We start from the raw sequence: 20,237 nt of genomic DNA on the forward strand, positions 1-20,237 counted from the left end.
TTATTAATTAAAATTCTCGTTGCACTGAAATTTATCTTGAATATTTAACAACCTTTGGGTGGTTAAATTACCGTCACAAAAAGTAATTGCGAATTGTTTTAATCACCATATTCCTCAAGCTCTGCTAACTTTTGATTAAGTAGTATAGCTAACTCATCTTCATTGAGACTTTCGTAAGGATTTAAAATATCACTAGGGTCATTTATTTTTATCTCAAAAACTATAGAATCTGCCAACACTTCTTTCTGCAAATAAATGTTGAGGCTTGCAATATTAGGATAATCAAAGATTATGGATGTAGGTAAAGAGCAAGCTAGATTAGTTTCTAGCCGATTTTTAAATTCTAGTACCATTAATGAGTTTAAACCCAACTCTAAAAATGAGGTATACTGAGGAATCACACTACTAGCAGATAATCCAGTAACCTCGCGTAAAATTTGCTCAATTCCTTGAGATAAATTTTCGGCTCGCTCATCTATAGGTAGAGATTTTAATTTTTCTAATAATTTTGCATTTTTGTTGTCTTCCTTAGTTGTAATTACTTCGGCAAAGAATGGTTGATTAATGTTAAAAGATTGATTAAAAGTAGCCCAATCAATATCAAGAATAATTCCTTGCTCAACGTCGCTAAGAATTAAGTCACTGAGATATTGGATAGCGGTGTCAGCAGACATACTTTGAATACCCCAATTAGCAAAACGTTGTTTTTCAATTTCATTTCCTGTATCCCATGCTCCCCAATTGATACTAATACCTGGTAATCCTAAACTTTGTCGTTGCTGCATTAAAGCATCCATAAAAGCATTCGCAGCAGCATAACTACTTTGTCCCGGTGAACCGAGAATCACAGCAGCAGAAGAAAAGGCTATGAAAAAGTCTAAAGATAAATTGCGGGTGTAGTGGTCTAATAGTAAAGTGCCTTCTACTTTGGGACGCATTACATTTTGATATTTTTCCCAATTTTGATTAGTTAAAAGCCCATCATCCAAGACAGCAGCCGCGTGAATGACTCCACGTAAGGGGGGTAAATCTGCACCAAAACGGGAGAATAGCTGTTCCGTATCTGCGGCTGAGGTAATATCAGCATTGACAATTGTAATCTGTGTACCGCTTTCAATTAATGAGGCGATCGCTTCTGGTGGAGATTTGACATTGCGACTACACAAAACTAAATGACTAGCTCCCATTTGTGATAACCACTGAGCCATTAGCAAGCCAAGTTTACCCAAACCACCTGTAATTAAATAAGCTCCCTCTGTGCTTACTAATTGTTGTTTTTTAGCTGCGGGAATTGTTGCCGATACTAACCTTGCTCCATAACGATTTCCTTGGCGTAAAGCTAGGCGTGATTCATCACTTGCAGCATGAAATTCGTTGAATAAAAATTCAGCTTCATGAGATTCTACAGTTGTTGGTAAATCTAAACATACACAACGAATTTTGGGATATTCATGATTAATTACTGCCCCTAATCCCCAAAGCGGTGATTGTTGAGGTTGCAAATTAGTTTCAGCTAGCACTTTATTTGCACCGCGAGTTACTAACCATAAATCAGGCAAGTTTTTACCATTGGCTGTAATAGTTTGGATTAAGTGCAATACAGCATTACAACTGTTGTAAACTGTCTCCGCACTTGCTTCATGAGGTACAGTTTCCCAGATAAAAATCACACCTGTAGGAAATTCACCCGATGGATATGCTTCTTGATATAAATATTGAAAATCAGATTTTCGAGATGGATTGACGACAAAACTTTCTGGAGAATGACATTTATAATCATCACCAAGTTCTACAGTAATAACTCTTTCTCCAGATTTTTGCAATAAATCAATCGACTGCTGCAAAGCTGTGCTAGGACGTACAAACACTAACCAAGAATTTCGGGATTTTCCTGTAATAGTTGGAACTGCATCAAGCTTTTGCCATTGAATTTGATAAAAACAATTGTTTTCGGTTTCTTGCCATAAACGTTGTAAAACTGCTGGATTAATCCGCCGTGCGGTTAAGTCTGTAAATCGAGCGCAAAGCTGTTCTTGTTCATCGTAAATCTCCACATCTACGCACATTTCACCATCAGTATTAGATTTAATCTCAATGTGCGTCCAAGCTTGAGTACCAGGATTGCCAAATACTTCTAATGAAGAGAAACCATAAGGTAAATGCAATTCCTTTCCATGAATTTCTGGGAAAGCCGCACCAATACTTTGTAAACAAGCATCTAACAGCACAGGATGCAGACGATATCGCCGATCTACCAAACTGCGATCGATACTAATCTTAGCCTGAGAACCACTGCTGAAATAACTGAGTTCTTGAATAGCTTGAAAACGCTGATCATAGCTAATTTCCATCTGCTCATAAAGCTGATAAAATCTGGCGATATCTACAGATTCTCCTTCTATATCAGACCAATTATTCACAGATGTAGGTGTTTTTAGATTATTGGGTTTAATTTCTCCACTTACGTGCAGAATCCAGTTATTGTGTGAGGCATCACTACTAAATGTTTCAAAACCATAGCCAGATGATTTTTTAGGCTTAAAAATCATTTGTAATTTAGTTTGAGATTGAGATAAAACTAAACCCTGATGAATAGAAACATTTTGAATAATCGCCAAATCATTACCAAATATTTGCCGACTAGCTACTAAAATCGCTTCAATAAAACCCGTAGCCGGAAACAATATTTTCCCAAATACCTTGTGTCCTTCCAGATAATCTGGATACTCAGAACTTATCTCTCCCTCAACAATAATTTCTCCCGTAGCTAGCTTTTTAACCTCATGAATAAAAGGATGCAGTTTAGTTTTAATATCACTTACAGAAAATTGGGAATTAGATAGCCAATAACGTTCTCGTTGAAAAGGATAAGTGGGTAAATCAATTCGCTTTCCTTCCTTAAATACCTCTGTCCATTCTATAGAATAGCCATTAACAAAAAGTGTCGCCAAACTTCTATACATCTGTGCCTGTTCATCTTGCCCAGGTACAATGCTGGGTAGCCATAATATTTCTTTGCTTTGATAAGTTAGCCGCGCCATACCCATTAACACAGGCTTTGAACCTAACTCCAAAAAATGACGATAACCACTATCAATTAAAAATTGAAATCCTTGACCAAAATGTACAGTATTGCGAAGATGGCGCAGCCAATAATCAGGCGTAGTAATTTCCTGACCAATTGGTTTACCTGTGACATTGCTAATAATAGTTAAGCTTGGTTCATGGAAATCAACTTTATATAAAACCTTGGCGAAGTCATCAAGTATTGCCTCCATTAAAGGAGAATGAAAAGCATGAGAAACTGCCAAACGTCTAGTTTTATAACCTTGCTCTATAAAAGTTTGCTCTAGTTGTTCAACAATTTCACGCAATCCAGAAATGACATTAATTGCACCATTATCTGCGGCAATATTGACTTGATTTCCATAGGGAGTCAGATGATCTACTACTGTTTGATAATCAGCGTAAATTGCAGCCATTGCTCCATTATGCGGTAGTTCTCCCATCAAGCGACCGCGTTGGACGACTAATTGCAAAGCATCTTCTAAAGAAAAGACTCCTGCTAAACAAGCGGCGACATATTCACCAATGCTGTGTCCTAAAAGTGCAGCAGGTTGTATTCCCCAAGATTGCCATAATTTCGCAAGTGCGTATTCCAATGAAAACAGGGCTGGTTGTGTAATTTGAGTCTGTTCTAGCTGTTCGCTCTTTTCCAAGTTAAAAATTAAATCCAAGAGCGACTTTCCTAAAATGGGTTGCAGGATTTTGTCACAAAGATCCAGAGTATTTTTAAAGACGGGTTCTTGGTTGTAAAGAGTTTGTCCCATCCCTGAATATTGAGAACCTTGTCCTGAAAATAGGAAAACTACTTTTGTGGGAGTTTCTGATGTAAGTGGAGTAATTAAATTATCAGAATCTTCACCTTTTTGGAAATCAGCAAGTGCTTTTTCGGCTGTAGTATTTGAGTCAGCTAAGACACATAATCGCTGCCGGAAAATAGCCCTGCCTGTACTGGCAGTAAAACAAGCATCGGCTAAATCAATAGATTCATTGAAAGCGTATTGATAATTTTTTGCTAATTCTTTGAGGGATTTTTGAGAACGAGCCGAAAGCGGCAGCAGGTAAAATTTATTTTCAGATGGTTGTGGAGAATTAGATGTAATTTCTCCAACAATAATATGAGCATTAGTACCACTAAATCCAAAAGAACTGACTCCGGCAATGCGTTCTCGTTGGCTAGGATGCCAATTTTTTCCATGTACTGGAACTTCAAAAATTTGAGAACTCCAATCAAAACGGGGGTTGGGTTGTTGAAAGTGGAGATGGGGAGGAATTTTTTGGTGTTGTAGGGCTAAAACAGTTTTAATTAACCCAGCAATTCCGGCTGCTCCTTCTAAATGTCCTAAATTAGTTTTGACGGAACCAATAATTAAAGGTCGATTTTGAGGACGTTGGCTAAATACCGCAGCCATACTTTCTAATTCTATAGGATCGCCTAAAGCTGTCCCAGTACCATGAGCTTCGATAAAATCTATTTGCTCTGGCTTAAGTTTCGCCGCCTTTAATGCTTGATGTAATAATTTTTCCTGAGCATCACCATTAGGTACAGTCAAGCCACTACTTGGGCCATCGTGATTCACAGCTGTACTGTGGACTTTAGCTAAAATGCGATCGCCATTTTTCACGGCTTGACTCAACCGCTTGAGAACAATCATCCCGCAACCTTCACCCCGCACCATACCGTTAGCACTTGCATCAAAAGTCTTGCAACGTCCATCAGGTGCTAGCATATGGGCGCGACTTTCAATTAAGGAAATTACCGGAGTTAAAATGATATTCACTCCACCCGCTAAGGCAATGTTACACTCACCATTACGTAGAGCATTGCAAGCCAGATGTACTGCTACTAAAGAAGAAGAACAAGCAGTGTCAACCGTCATTGATGGCCCTTGCAAGCCCAGTACATAAGAAAGACGACCGGCTGCTACACTCACAGAAGTTCCAGAACCGGTATAGGCGTTGATTGCTTCTGGCGCGTAACTCAACTGGGCATAGTCTTGAGTCATCGCCCCCACAAAAACCCCTGTTTGAGTGTTGCGTAACTGTTGGGGGTTTTGTCCAGCAGATTCTAAAGCTTGCCAAGTTGTTTCTAATAGTAGGCGTTGCTGAGGATCGATGGCGACAGCTTCGCGGGGGACAATGCCAAAGAATTCGGCATCAAATTGATCTATTTGCTCTAGAAATGCTCCGTAAGGAGAATAGATTTTTCCTGGTGTATCTGGATCGGGATGATACCATGCTTGCATATCCCAGCGATCGCTCGGAACTTCTCTCACGGCATCTTTTCCTTGTTCTAGCAGTTGCCAGAATGATTCCAAATCATTCGCACCGCCAGGAAATCGGCAAGCCATCCCCACAATCACAATTGGATCTTCTTCTGGTTGTGGTTTTTCTGGAGGAGATTTTTCAATTTGGATTTGGGGGACTTCTTGTATTAGTTTTTGTGCAGGATTCTGCACCTTGGAGGTAATTAAAATTTCCCGCAACAAATAATCAGCTAAAGTTTCCACATTGGGAAATCTAAAAGCAATTGTTGTGGGGAGAGAGCAGGTAAAATCTGTTTGTAGAAGGTTGCGAAGTTCTGTAGAAGTGAGAGAATCCATCCCCATATCAAAAAAGCCTTGCTGGGGAGATACTTCATCTGTTGATAGTCCTAAAACAGTGGCAACTCGTAAACTAATATGGCGGATAAGTAAATCACGACGCTGTTTTACAGGTACGGTTTGCCACTGTTCTAAAATATTAGATGCAGTTGGAGATTTAGGTTTGATTTGGGGTAAGAAGTTTTGATAAAAGCTTTGATTAATGTATGGAAAACGTTGCCAATCAATAGCAATTACACCAGCACGTAGAATCTGATTAAACAGAATTTTTTCTAGAGTATTGAGTGCTAAATCAGGTGCGATCGCATCATAACCTTTAGCGGCTAATCTTTCTAAGACGTTGCGATCGACTGCTGCACCGATTTCACTCCAAGGCCCCCAGTTGATGACTGTAGCTGGCAAATTATGTGCATGACGATAGTAGGTAAAGGCATCCTCAAAGGCATTAGCAGCCGCAGCATTAGCTTGTCCCGCCGAGCCAATAAGCGACACAGCCGAGGTATAACAAACAAAGAAATCTAAAGGATCATTCAGGGTTAATTGATGCAGTAGCCAAGTTCCTTTCACCTTGGGCGCAAGAACATAGTTAAATCGTTCTGGTGTCAGTCGCAGTAATGTTGTATCGTCTAAAGTGCCGGCGATGTGGAAAATTCCCCGCACTGGATACTGCGATCGGCATTCTTCTAGTAAGGTGTCCAGTTTCTCGCCATCTGTGACATCAACATCTTTAATTTGGATGTCTGCGTTGCTGGATTGCAGACTTGTTAAAATTTCAGGAGTGAGGGCTGCTGTACCACTGCGACTGCACAATACTAAATGACGCGCGCCACATTCTATCATCCATCGGGCAGTAGCTAAACCTAACCCGCCTGTACCACCAGAAATTAGATAAAAGCCGTCGTGACGGAAATTGATGTTTCCGTCTGCTAATTTACGCTCTACCAAACGGGGACAGAAGCGTTGTTCATCGCGCAAAGCGATGCGGTTTTCTTGGGTGTTGTGGTAGATTTCTCTAAATAGTTTTTCTCCTAAATCTTGTGTATGAGGATCTAAATCAATGGCTCTAAAATTGAGTTCGGGATGCTCTAGAACTAAGCTTAAAGCGATTCCTAATAAGGAAGATTGTGCTGGAGAAGTTAAGCTTGTGATTTCTTTGGCGGGGACAGAACCTTGAGTGACAAGAACAAGTGCGGGGGGATTTTCTTGTTGTAATAATGCCTGAAGTAGAAATAGAAAACGTTTACAATGAATTTCTACTGCGTGATAAATTTCGCCTGCTATTTCTTGTAATGGCCAGAGGTAGATGATTTCACGCGTTTCTGGTGTTATCAGGTTTTGTAATAGTGATAGATAATCGTCGGGGTTATCGGGGTTAATGTCTTGAGGGGAGATGAGAGAACAAGTAATTCCTCGCTGTTGGAATGGGGTGACTAAGGTTTGGGCTATTCCTTTTGTGTCGGTAAAGATTATTTCGCGCAAAGACGCGGAGGCGCAGAGGGTAGAAAGGTTATTTTTGGCGATGATGACACTTTGTTTTAATAGGTTGTGTGTCTCTGGGTTGCTTGGTTCGATGATGTTAATTTCAGTAAATTGATACTTGGCGAGTAAGTTTTGCCAATGTTTTGTATCTACTAATGGATAACCATTGCGGTGCGGATCTTGACTGCATAACCACCATCCTTCTGTTAACCCAAAGGTTAAATCTACCCAACGACGCGCTCCAGTACTTTCTAATAGTATGAGTAGGGCATCAGGAGCTAGTAAAGAACGGACGTTATGTAGTGTTTCGTTAATATCGACTGTGGCATGAAGGACGTTAGCAGCGATAATAATATCAAAATAACCAGGGAAAAATCCTTGAGTGATGGGATTTTTTTCTATATCTAAAGTTTGATATTTAATGAAGGGATAATGACTGAAATTTTCTTTGGCTCTGGTTAAAAAGCTAGAAGAAATATCGGTAAATGTGTATTCAATTTGTTCTGGAGGTAAGTTTGGTAAAATTGCTGCGGTACTTGAGCCTGTTCCGCCGCCAATTTCGAGGATGCGTAACTGTCGATTTGCTGGTAAATTTGCGATTGCATTTTTAATTGTGGCTGCGACTAATTCATTCATCAACTTAGCACCAGGCGCATCAGAATATATAGATGCGATCGCATTCAAATCGCCTTGGGGAAATAGTAGTTCTAATGGCTCGGTTTGGCGACGCATTACCGCAGCTAAAGCTGAACCGCAACGTGCTATCAAATTAATTTCTGCAAGGTAATCGGGATACTCGCTTTGTAGTTGTTGAATTTTTAATTGAGGTGAAGATTTACTTGGTTCTTTTGCTAATAACCATCCATCTTTTTGCTGAGTAACTATTCCTTCTTCAGCGAGAATTTCTAAACACCGCGATAATAAAGGACGATAAAATTCAACTACTCCACCTTGAGCAGCAATCTGTTCTTCTTGATAAGTTTTACCTAATTGTGGTTGCCAGTTAAGCTCTTTTAAACCTTCCCATATATAACTTACGCTTAAAGTTTCCATTTCTGCAAGCAAGCGTTCGTATTGGCGCAATTTATCGGCTAATTGCTGTTCTAATTGCTGTGGTTTAACTTGAGTTTTAATGGCATCAGGATTTAGTAAATAATCTCTACCATCGGGTAACAATGGTGCTAGAGTAACCCACTCTTCTATATAAGACTGTGGTTGAATTTGAGGACGGATAATTTCTTGACTTTGAACAGATTTAAGTTCAAATCCTGTAATTGCTACTAGTAGCTCACCTTGTTCTGAGTAAATATCAATATCAGAGATAATGTAGTTATCAGAATTGTTAGTTAGTCGAGCTACGCTGATGACAATATCACCTGGAGACTTGAAGAATTGAAATTTAGCAATTCGGACTGGGACATAAGTTACAGATGATTCTTGCTGAAATAAAATCGCAGCGATCGCCTGAAAACAGGCATCTAACATCACTGGATGAAAATGATAGTTCTTTGCCTCTAAAAGTTGAATCTCTGTTAACTTAATTTGAGCAAATGCGGTATTTTTACCACGTTTAATTTTATGAATAATCTGGAAGCTATTACCGTAATTTACTCCCGATTTTTGATATCTTTCATAAAATGAATTAATCTCAACCTGCTCTGGACAATTAGCTGCTATTTGTTCTAGATTCTGGTGATTTACATCTAATGATTTTAATTGTTCAATTTTTCCAGTAACCAGTACATCCCAGTTATTGTGACTTTGCTGATAGATTTGAAAATTATTTTTGTCAATGATTAACTGTAAGGTATCTGCTTTATCTTGCAGCAATAATGCTTTTTGAAAATCGATATCTTCTAAAATTACAGGGCTTTCTGTTGCAGCTAACGCCATCTCAATAAAAGCTGCACCAGGAAATATCGGTTTACCAAAAACTTGATGTTCTGCTAAAAATGCTGGGTTGTGCTGACTAATACTAGCTCGATATTGAATAGAAGATAGAGGAGAGGAGAAGCGATCGCCAAGTAAAGGATGTCCAGAGTGATTATGATGAGATTTATTAGCAGAGTCTACCCAGTAGCGTTTGCGGATAAATGGAGAATGGGGTAAACTAATTTTTTGCCCTGAGCGAGAGCGATGAAATTCTTGCCAATTAATATTTACTCCTCTTACATACAGTTGAGCTATGACTGTTTGGATTTGTTCATAATTACTACCATCTTTAGCTAAACTACATAAATTCAGGATTTCATGGGCGGGTAAGTTACTATGCTCAATATTATTGATGGGCTGATTGCCAAGTTCTAGAAATATTTGATAGCCCATCTGCTGCAAAGTAACAATTCCTTGGGCAACATTGTCTGATTGATGTAACTGTTGTCCCCAATAAGCAGATGTTTTAATAGCATTATTCGCAACTTCACCATTATTAGCAATCAAAGTGAGTTGGGGGCTACTATAAATAACTTCTTCAGCTACTTTTTTCAGAGCAGAAAATTCGCTTTTTCCATTTGCTTCGCTCAATAAATGAGCGCGAGTTGCAACCAACTTAACTGCATCTTCAATTGCAAAAACTCCAGCTTGTTGAGCAGCCAGATATTCACCAAAGCCAGAACCTAAAACCGCAGAAGGGAAAATTCCCCAAGATTTCCAGAGTTCACAAAGAGCATATTGCAGTGTAAATAATGCTGGTTGAACATATAAGGGATTATCTATATCTCGATTACTATCAAGTAACTCTTGTGTAGAGAAATTTAAATAATTTTGAAATAAGCGATCGCAGCGAATCAAAGCATCACGAAATACAGGATCATTGACAAAAATCTCTTTCCACATTCCTGCAAATATCGCTGTTGCCTCATGGCAAACAAAAGCAATTTTAGTATTTGCTTTTACCCCACCGTAAATAATATTAGTTTCTCGCTGATTACCACTAGCAAAAACCCGTAGTTGTTGCTGCAAATCGGCGATATTGGCAACTAATAAAGATAATCGCAGCTTATGATGAAAACGACCTGTATTTAAAGAAAAAGCAATATCAGTTAAATTAACTTCCGGTTTTTGGTCGATATAATTAACGAAGTTAGCAGCCAATAAACGCAAACGTTCTTCATCTTTAGCAGACAAAGTAACTAATACAGGAAATGTATTTGTAGTTGGGGATTGTACTTGTGGAGGTTCGCTTAATATCGCATGAGCATTAGTTCCCGATGCTCCAAAGGAACTGACTCCGGCGGCTTTTATCTTGCCATTACCTTGAGTCCAAGGACGAGTTTTTGTCACTACATGGAGAGGTAAGCTATCCCAATTAATGTGAGGATTTGGTTTTTGCAAATTGAGATGAGCCGGAATTTCGCCATGATAAATAGATAATATCGTCTTGATTAATCCAGAAATTCCCGCCGCCGCCGCTAGATGGCCGAGATTTGTTTTAACAGAACCGACTAACAAAGGTTGGGATGAAGAACGATTGACACACAAAGCATCTGCGATCGCTTTAATTTCAATCGGATCTCCCAAAGATGTACCAGTACCGTGAGCCTCGACATAATCAATGATATCGGCACTTAAACGCGCGTCAGCTAGAGCCTCACGAATCAATTCTGTCTGCATCGGCCCATTAGGAACAGTAAAGCCGCCACTTGCACCGTCGTTATTAACAGCTGTTCCCCGAATTAACGCCCAAATGCGATCGCCATCTGCTAAGGCTTCACTCAACCTTTTTAAAACGACAACTCCGCAACCTTCACCAATTCCAAACCCATCAGCACTTGCATCAAAGGTTTTGCACTTACCGTCAGCAGCTAACATCTGATTTCTGCACAATGCGATGGGTACTTCCGGCGTAAGAATCAGATTCACTCCCCCTACCAACGCTTGCCGACATTCCTGAGCGCGCAAAGAACGACAAGCTAAATGCACTGCCACCAAAGAAGAAGAACAAGCCGTATCCACAGCCAAGCTAGGGCCATTAAGATTCAAAAGATAAGAAATGCGTCCAGCAGCAGCATTGATATGGTTGCCAGAGATATGATAGGCACCAATGGTGCTGTAATCTCTTCCTGGTGCAATCAGACGAGCATAATCATTGTTTGTGATGCCAATAAAAACACCAGTTTTGCCGATTCTGGCAGTAGGCGCAGCCATCCCTGCATCTTCTAACGCCTCATAGCCGACTTCTAACAATAACCGTTGCTGGGGATCGATATGCAAAGCTTCTCTCGGTGCAATCCCGAAAAATTGCGCGTCAAACATCGACACATCATCGAGAAAACCGCCTTGAGATACATAGATTTTGCCGGGTTTACTACGGTCTGAATCATAAAAATCAGACATATTCCAGCGATCGCTAGGTAAATCTGTGAGCGTATCACCACCAGCCTTGAGAAAAGACCAAAAAGCTTCAGGAGTGGAAATATTTTTACCAAAACGACAACCCAAACCCACAACTGCGATCGGTTCGCTTTGTTGGGCTTCAACAGCCTTTAATCTCTCCTTCGCCTCATTCAGTGCCTTAAACACCCTAGCTTGGACAGACTTATCGTTACTTGATATCTCCAACTCCATCTTTTCTCCTTCCTCTGCGCCTCTGCGTCTCTGCGTGAGTAAAAAAATCAAGAATTACCCAAAAAAGCCTCCAAATCTGCAAGCTCTTGTAAAACTAAATCCTCATTCACCTCCTCCTCAATAGGAACAACATTCATAGATTGATGAGAAGTATGCAGAGAGATTTTCCCCCCTACTCCCTGCTCCCTGCCCCCTTGCCTCTCATTAACCTGCCAACCAAACACCTGTTCCACCAAATAATCAACTAATCTTTTAATATTGGGAAAATCAAATATCAAAGAAGCCGGTAAAGCAACTTCCAATCCTTTCTCTAAACGATTTTTCAATTCAATCGAAAGTAAAGAATCAATCCCCATTTCTAAAAACCCTTTTTCGGAGTCTGGTATCTGTTTATTTCCTAAAATTTTCGCTACTTGTTCTCCAATATATGCAAACAAATGTTCTCGCCGTTCTCCTGGGGTAATTTCTTCTAGCAACCGACGTGGAGAGTTTGACTGTGGAATTTCCTTAGCTAAATTTTTGTATTCTCCTAATTTCTCAAAAATTGGTTTATTGCCTTTAGATTGATAAATATTTTTGAAGCGCGCCCAATCTACATCAGCTAGTAAAATTTGTGTTTTCCCAGATACCATAATAGCATTCATGGCTGTAAAAGCTTTATCCAACGGAATTTCTTTCATCCCAATTTGTTTGAGCCAATCTTCATATTCTTGAGAAACTATGCCATTTCCAGCTAATAATGCCCAATTTAAACTAGTAGCTGTTAATCCTTGAAGACGACGTAAATGAGCTAAAGCATCCATGAAATGACTAGCGGCATCGTATAAACCTTGCTCTTTAGCTCCCCAAATTGCACCTGCGGAAGAGAACAATACAAAGTAGTCTAATTGAGTTGCTAAAGATAACTGATGCAAATTCCAAGAACCGCGAACTTTAGCCTGAAAAACTTCAGCAATATCATCCAATTTACATTCGCTCAATTGAGCTTTGCGTCCTGACACTCCAGCAAGATGGAAAATACCCCGGAGTGGATAAGATGTTTTTTGAATGTTGGTAAAGATGCGGGACATCTGCTCAAAATCTCCCACATCTGATTGACAAACTTCTACAGATGCTCCCTTTTGTTCTAAAGTTTTGAGATGTTGAATTATTTCCCCAAATTTGGCTGATGAATCCCACTCAGAGCGCGGCGGAAATTGACGACGTGTAGTCAAAATGAGGTGTTCTGCACCCATATCAACCAGATGACGAGCAAGTTGCAAACCTAGATGACCAATACCGCCTGTAATCAAATAGGTGGCTTGAGCTTGGATGGTGACTGGTTTTGTAGGTAGAGATTCCAGTGGGGAAAGACGCGCCACGTAGGCTTGACCTTTGCGGAACATCAGATGATCTTCTGTAGCTGAATTTGTCAGTCCTAGAAGTAAAGCACCTAGATTTTGAGCAATATCGGCGTGGGGGTCGAGGTCTATCATTCCCCCCCAAAGTTCTGGTTCTTCTAACGCTATCACGCGTCCCAACGCCCACAGAGGAGACTGAGTAATAAAAGACGGTTGCTCTAATCCAAATGGTTGACCGCCTTGGGTAACGAGGAATAATTTGGGAGGATGAGGTATTTTTTTAATCGCCTGGAGAAGATTTAAAAGCTGGTGAGAGCGATCGCGTAAAGTAGACTCATATTGATCGCTCTCTCCAGCATTCACAAGATAAATAATTCCACGCAAAGATGTATCTAGCTCAAAGCTATGTTCTGGATTAGCGATCGCACAATATCCTGCATCTTTGGTAAGTTGCTCTTGAATTGCTAAAGCTAGATTATCTGCCTCATTCTCAGCCAAAATAAGCCAATTACCCAAAATATTGCTGTTTTCCTGGATATTTTGGGCAATAATAATACTTTGCTGAAATAAAGGACTACCAATTTTTTCGTCAGGAGAAATAAATTTAGCTTCAGCAAAACCAGATTCTCTGAGAATAGATTGCCAAGTAGATGGTGCCAGAATGGGATGATCTGGACGTAAATTGCGATCGCTAAAACGCCACCAACCTTGAGTCACACCAAATATCAAATCAATCCACCGCGACTGATGAGTCAGTTCTAGCAGTAATAAGTGTCCACCAGGACGCAGCAAACCTCGAATATGAGGTAAGGTTTCTCCTTGTAAATCTCGCGTAGAATGCAATACATTTGCCGCAATAATTAGATCATAAGACTTAGGTGAAAAACCTTGAAGTTCAGGGTCTTTTTCTATGTCTAAAACTTTGTATTCTATGCAGGGATGAGCGAAAGTATCTTTGGCAGTTTCGAGGAAGAATGGTGAGATATCAGTAAATGTGTAGCTAATTTGACGAGCAGCACAAGATTGGAGAATTTGATGAGTAGTAGCTCCAGTTCCCGCACCAATTTCTAAAATTCTGATTGGTTCTAATGTAGAGTAGTTTGACAATAAAAGTTCTACTGTTTTAGAAATACCAAGATTGAGAACTTTTGCCCAAGATGTGTTTTTATAAAAATCTTCTGCTCCAATTTGCTCATCTTGAGAAAATAAGATAGATAAAGGCGAAATCTTGCCTGTAAATATAGCTGCGAGATTGGCAGCAACTCTCCTAAACAGCGTTAACTCTATAGCAGCATTTGGGTACTGAGCAATCAAATCATCTAATATTAAATCAGGGTGAAATTGTTGCGGTTCACTGATGATTTTCCAGTCCGAACCCTGCTTTTCTAAAATGCCTGTTCGTGCCAATATTCTTAAGCAATGCTGCCATAATAATCTATACTCTTCTTTAATCCCAGCCTGAATTAAACTGTCTTCTGGAGAGAGGATAGTATTTATTTGCCATAATCCCAAATCTTTTAAAGCTTGCACAATGAAGTCTGCACTCAGTTCTTCCATATGGGAAAAAGCTAAAGCAACTCCTGAAAAATGTGCAGATTTTATTTGTTCTGACAAATAAGAGTCTAAATTTGTTTTAATTGTGGCTAAATTCTGTAATTTGTTCGCGAGTAAAGTCCGAGGTAGCCATTCTAATTGATAAAGTAAGTTATCAAAATTAGAATTATCTTTATCTTGATGATGTAGCTGAATTAACTGTTGAACAATGACCGATAAAGTTTGTTTTTCAGTTTCTGAATAATTACCAGTTTCTACTAAAGTTTGGATTAAACTTTCTGTATCTTTTTGAGATAACATCTTAACAACAGCAGATTCCTGGGAAGTTGGGAGTTGAGTCTTTAAGGGAATCCAATGTTGACGTTCCTGGAAAGGATAAGTTGGTAAAGCACATCTTTTAGCTTGGTAATCTTTTTCTAGGCTAAACCAATCTATATCTGCACCGCGCACATAAAGTTTACCTAGACTTTCTAATATAACTTCCCAGTCAGAAAATCCTGAGCGTAAACTCGGTAATATCAGAGGATTAGATAATGATATCGATGACTGAATAATCCCTAAAAGAACAGGTCGGGGGCCGATTTCGATAAAAGTATCGCATCCTAGAGATTGGAGAGACAAAACTCCTTGGTAAAATTGCACTGGACGCAGCAAATGTTGAATCCAATAATCAGGAGTTAAAAGGCTATCATCTGCAATTTCTCCCGTTAAGTTAGAGATGATAGGAATTTGTGGTTTAGCAAAATCAATCTCTTGCAGGGTATTTCTAAATTCTGGGCATACAGGTGCTATGAGTGGTGAATGAAAAGCATGAGAAACCTTTAACTGGCGAACTTTCACGCCAGTGTTAGTAAAGTGTTCGCAAAGGTGTTGAATGATGGTTTGTTCGCCCGAAATAACGGTGTGTTGTTCGGCATTGATGGCTGCGATCGCCACTTTTATTCCCTGATTTTTACACACTTGCTGCACAGATTTTTCATCTAAGAAAATGGAAGCCATCGCTCCTTGTTCTGCGGGCAATTCACCAATTAAATTTGCTCGTTGTACAACCAGTTTTAACCCACTTGCAATATCAAAAACCCCGGCAAAACAAGCAGCCGCATATTCTCCCAAGCTATGACCTAAAACAGCAGTCGGCTGAATACCCCAAGAACGCCATAATTGAGCCAGTGCTACTTCAATAACAAATAAAGCAGGTTGGGTATAAGATGTATGATTTAAATCTATATCAGAATTAGCAAATATGACTTGTAGTAAAGATTTACCAGTTAGTTCTTGATATATCGTTTCACATTGGTCTAAAGTTTGCCGGAATGTTGGTTGAGTTTGATAAAGTTGAGCAGCCATTCCCAGATATTGAGAACCCTGTCCTGTGAACAAAAAGGCAATTTTAGGAGGCTGTTTTTCATCAACTTGTGCGTGAATTACTGATTCTAAATTTTGTTGTTCAAACTGATGTAATTTACTAACAAAATCCTCTATTTTAGAACCAGTTACCGCCAAACGATGGCGGAAGTGAACTCGGCTAGTATTAGCGGTGAATGCTACATCACAGATATCGCTTTCGGGATAGTTTTCCAGAAATTCTGCATAGCTTTTTGCTAAATCCACCAAAGCCTGTTCTGTTCTAGCAGCAAGTGTCAGTATATGGTGGGGACGCTTAATTTCATTGGGCTGAGGAATAATGGCGGGTGCTTCTTCTAGCACCACATGAGCATTCACACCACCAATTCCTAAAGAGTTAACCCCCGCACGTCGAGGCAATTCTTTGCCATCTTCTTGCTTTGCAGTCCAGGGTATGGCTCCTGTATTGATATAAAAAGGAGTTTTGGAAAAATCAATCTGGGGGTTGGGAGTATTGAAGTGTAGAGTCGGGGGAATAATTTGATGTTTGAGAGCTAAAGCAGCTTTGATCAGACCAACAATACCAGAAGCAATTTGCATATGCCCAATATTGGTCTTCACCGATCCCAAAGCGCACTCTCCCTCATTTGCAGTGCTATATGCTCTAGCTAAAGCATCGATTTCGATGGGGTCTCCCAGTTTCGTACCTGTGCCGTGAGCTTCTACAAAGCCAATAGTATCAGCTTCAACTCCAGCAAAGGCTAGTGCTTCGGCTGCTACTAAAGTTTGTCCTTCCCCTCCAGGTGCTGCAAATCCTAGTTTTGTCCCGCCATCGTTATTAATGGCAGATCCCTTAATCACAGCGTAGATATGATCGTTATCTGCTAGAGCGTCTTTCAATCTCTTAAGCAGCACAACCCCAACGCCACTGCCAAAAATAGTCCCATTCGCTTGGTCATCAAAGGCGCGACAATGGCCATCGGGAGATACAATCAAACCTTCTTGATACAAATAACCGATCTTTTGGGGAGAGTTGATAGAAGCAGCTCCAGCCAAAGCCATGTCACTTTCACCATTCAATAGACTTTGACAAGCTAGATGTACAACTACTAGTCCGGTGGAACAGGCTGTTTGGACATTGACACTAGGGCCACGCAGATTCAATTTATAGGAAATCCGCGTAGTCAAATAGTCTTTGTCGTTAGCCACCATCGTTTGAAACCCTCCCATAGAATCTAATGTGAAGGGTTGCAACTCATCATTGCTGTCTAATTGGCCGCGATTTGGATAGCAATTATTGATCAAGTAGGTGTTCATACTTGCTCCAGCAAACATTCCGATCGCTCCCTCGTAGGAGTTAGGATTATAGCCAGCGTTTTCTAAACACTCCCAGCTACATTGCAGCAGTAAACGTTGTTGTGGGTCGAGTAGTTCTGCTTCTCGGTCTGTGTATCCAAAAAAATCACTATCAAAGGATTCGACGTTATCGAGAATCGGTCTAGCTCTGACATAGTTAGGCTGCTGGAAAAGTTGCGGAGAAACTCCCGATTCTAGTAATTCTTCTTCAGAAAAGAAGGATATTGTCTCGACTCCATTTTTGAGATTTTCCCAGAAACTATCTATGTTCTTAGCTCCAGGAAATCGCCCTGCCATCCCAATAATCGCAATATCATGGGTGTCATGATCGTGACTTGAACGATTTGCGGCGCGTTTGCGACTTTTTTCGGTGATAACTTTTGTGGAGTTAGATTCTTCAGTAAAGAAATGGGCTAATGTGGCAACTGTAGAATTTTTAAATATTTCAGTTAGAGGTATCTGGCGACCAAAGAGTTGTTCTAATTCGTTTTGGAGGCGAATTAGGTGTAGAGAATTCCCACCCAATTCAAAGAAGTTATCCTGTAGACCTACTGCATCAAGTTGTAAAATTTCACACCAAACTGCGGCGATTTGGCGTTCATTTTCCGACTGCGGTAAGCTGGCATTTTTTCGGCGATCGCTAGCTAAATATTCATTGATTGCTTGGATGCGATTATCAAATAATCCCTGCTCAAAATCTTTTTTTAATTTAGCTTTTTGAACCTTCCCAATAGATGTTTTAGGGATTAACTCAGCCTCTAAAGGGATCACATGAGCAGGTGCAATTCCCACTTTTTGCGTTAAATGGCTGCGAATTTGTCTAACTACTTTTACCGCATCCTCAATATTATTGGATTCTGGACTAAAAGTAATGACTAATAAATCTGTTTCTTTGTTTTGGTCGAAAACTGCAAAGGCAGCCGTATAGGAAATAGCTACACCATCTAATTCTTCTATCGCTGTTTCGATTTCATGGGCAAAGTAGTTAATCCCGTTAATAATAATTTCTTGTTTCTCTCTACCAGTAATTACTAATTCACCATTATGTAGATAACCTAAATCTCCAGTAGTAAACCACCCTCCATCCTGAAAAACTTCTTGGTTTAGTTCAGGATTTTGATAATATCCTTCAGTCACAGAAGGGCCTTTAATCTGAAGTCTGCCAACTTCGTTCTCTGGCAAAATATTATTATCTTGATCAATAATTCTAATACTAGCTCCAGGAATCGGGCGACCTAGAGAGACAAAACTATTTTCTTCTATCAGCTCATCTTTGCTTAAACCTGCTGACCAAGTAATTCCAGAACAAGATTCAGTCATCCCGAATGCTGGTTTAATGACTCTATCCTGTAATTGATGTTTCTCTAGAATTTCTAAGAACAAGCGAATAGTTTTGACTGAAACTTGTTCTCCAGCATTAACTAAAAATTTGATTGAGGAGAGGTCATAGCAAGATTGGTTAAGTTCTTCAGCTTGCTGATTAATTAAGGAGAATGCAAAATTAGGGGCCCAAGATATCGTAGCTTGATACTTTTGAATCAGGTCTAACCATTTGAGTGGTTGACGTAGAATTAGTTCAATTGGCACATGGATTTGATGACAAGCCAAATCCACAGCCATAATTCCTAAAAATACTATTGCCCCCACATGGTCTAAGGGCATCCAATTCAGTGTAACTTCTTGTTGTGTAAAATTATTCATCCGCACTGTACCGGCGGTCATTGATAAGATGTTGCGATGATGCAACATCACACCCTTGGGTAAACCTGTACTACCAGAAGTAAATAGTAATAATGCTGGATCTAGTGGTGCAAGATGAGGTAATTCATGAGTTGATAGTTGCTTTGATAGAGATTGATGACTGCGTAAATCATCTATCGATACTGCCTGCAATTCCTTGAGATGAGATTGAGTAGTTAATTTTTCTATTTCGCTAATTAATTCACAATCTGTTAATATAATGGGCTTATCTAAAATCTGCCAGACATTTTCCAGTTTTTTGACAGCAGCATTTTGAAGATCATAATTGGGAGCGATACTTAGAGGTGCAGGTATAATCCCACCTAAAAAACAAGCCCAGAGTGCAGGAATAAAATCTTGATTTCTCCCGATTTGTAATATGACTTTATCCCCTAACTTGAGTCCGCGCCGATAAAGTTCATCTAAAATAACGAGAGCATCATTATATAAATCTTTATAAGTCTGAAAATATTCGCTGCCGTCACTTCTAATATATGTAATACCTTGATTTTCATCCTGAGCAGCATCACTCAATACTTCTGGAAGCGTCCGCCAACTATCTTCTACTGGCCCACCAAAACTAATTGATTTTTTTGATATTCCTTCCGGCTCCGATTCTTGATCTGATTGGTCATACAAATTAGTTTCTAGTAGCTTCTTGATTTGAGGAATATTCATATATTTCCTTTTGGCAAGTGATTAAGTAAATGCTCAACTCAATATCGTTTATTACTAACCTTACAGCCTATCTTTATTATTCTTGATAACTTGAATTCTCTGGTGCTGAAACTAGTCTCTTCTATAAATTTAGATAGATTTTGCATCAAGGATAGTAGCCATCTAGTAGATTTACGAAAATTAATTGATTATCAAAATTTCGTGTAAATAAAAATAGATGTACATCCTGCTAATGCTTCATCCCAAGTCTATAGTATGACTTGCGGAATAAACAATCACATCGTTAAGTTTTTTATAGATGATTATGTATGGCTTCGACTGTAATTTTTGCGATTTATGTAACATTAGCGTTACATGAGTAATATATGTGATCTCATGTTTTTTTGATTTTCAAATTTATAATATAGTCCCACTACTAAAGTCAATATGCAATACCAATAAATTGTTTTTAACTAAATGTCTTAACTGTCTAACTTAAATGTCTTAACTTACTTAACTATCCCAAATCACGACT

The 20,237-nt window shown here is 39.5% G+C and carries 2 protein-coding genes; both read right to left on the reverse strand.

Annotation, left to right across the window (positions count from 1 at the left end):
* Nucleotides 1–98: 98 nt before the first annotated feature.
* Nucleotides 99–11,762 (reverse strand): SDR family NAD(P)-dependent oxidoreductase, encoded by an 11,664-nt coding sequence (locus ACQFX9_RS00410; RefSeq protein ID WP_427160212.1) that lies wholly within the window; start codon nt 11,760–11,762, stop codon nt 99–101.
* A complete protein-coding gene (locus ACQFX9_RS00415) occupies nt 11,759–19,723 on the reverse strand; it encodes an SDR family NAD(P)-dependent oxidoreductase (RefSeq protein WP_427160213.1) in 7,965 nt (2,654 codons plus the stop codon). Before ACQFX9_RS00415 ends, ACQFX9_RS00410 begins: the two co-directional genes overlap by 4 nt.
* Nucleotides 19,724–20,237 lie beyond the last annotated feature (514 nt).

The organism is Aliinostoc sp. HNIBRCY26, assembly GCF_050235535.1.
GTDB lineage: Bacteria > Cyanobacteriota > Cyanobacteriia > Cyanobacteriales > Nostocaceae > Trichormus.

What these genes read in the sequence shown, in the direction of transcription:
- ACQFX9_RS00415 (WP_427160213.1), bottom strand. Translation starts at nt 19,723, where the DNA reads ATGAATATTCCTCAAATCAAGAAGCTACTAGAAACTAATTTGTATGAC.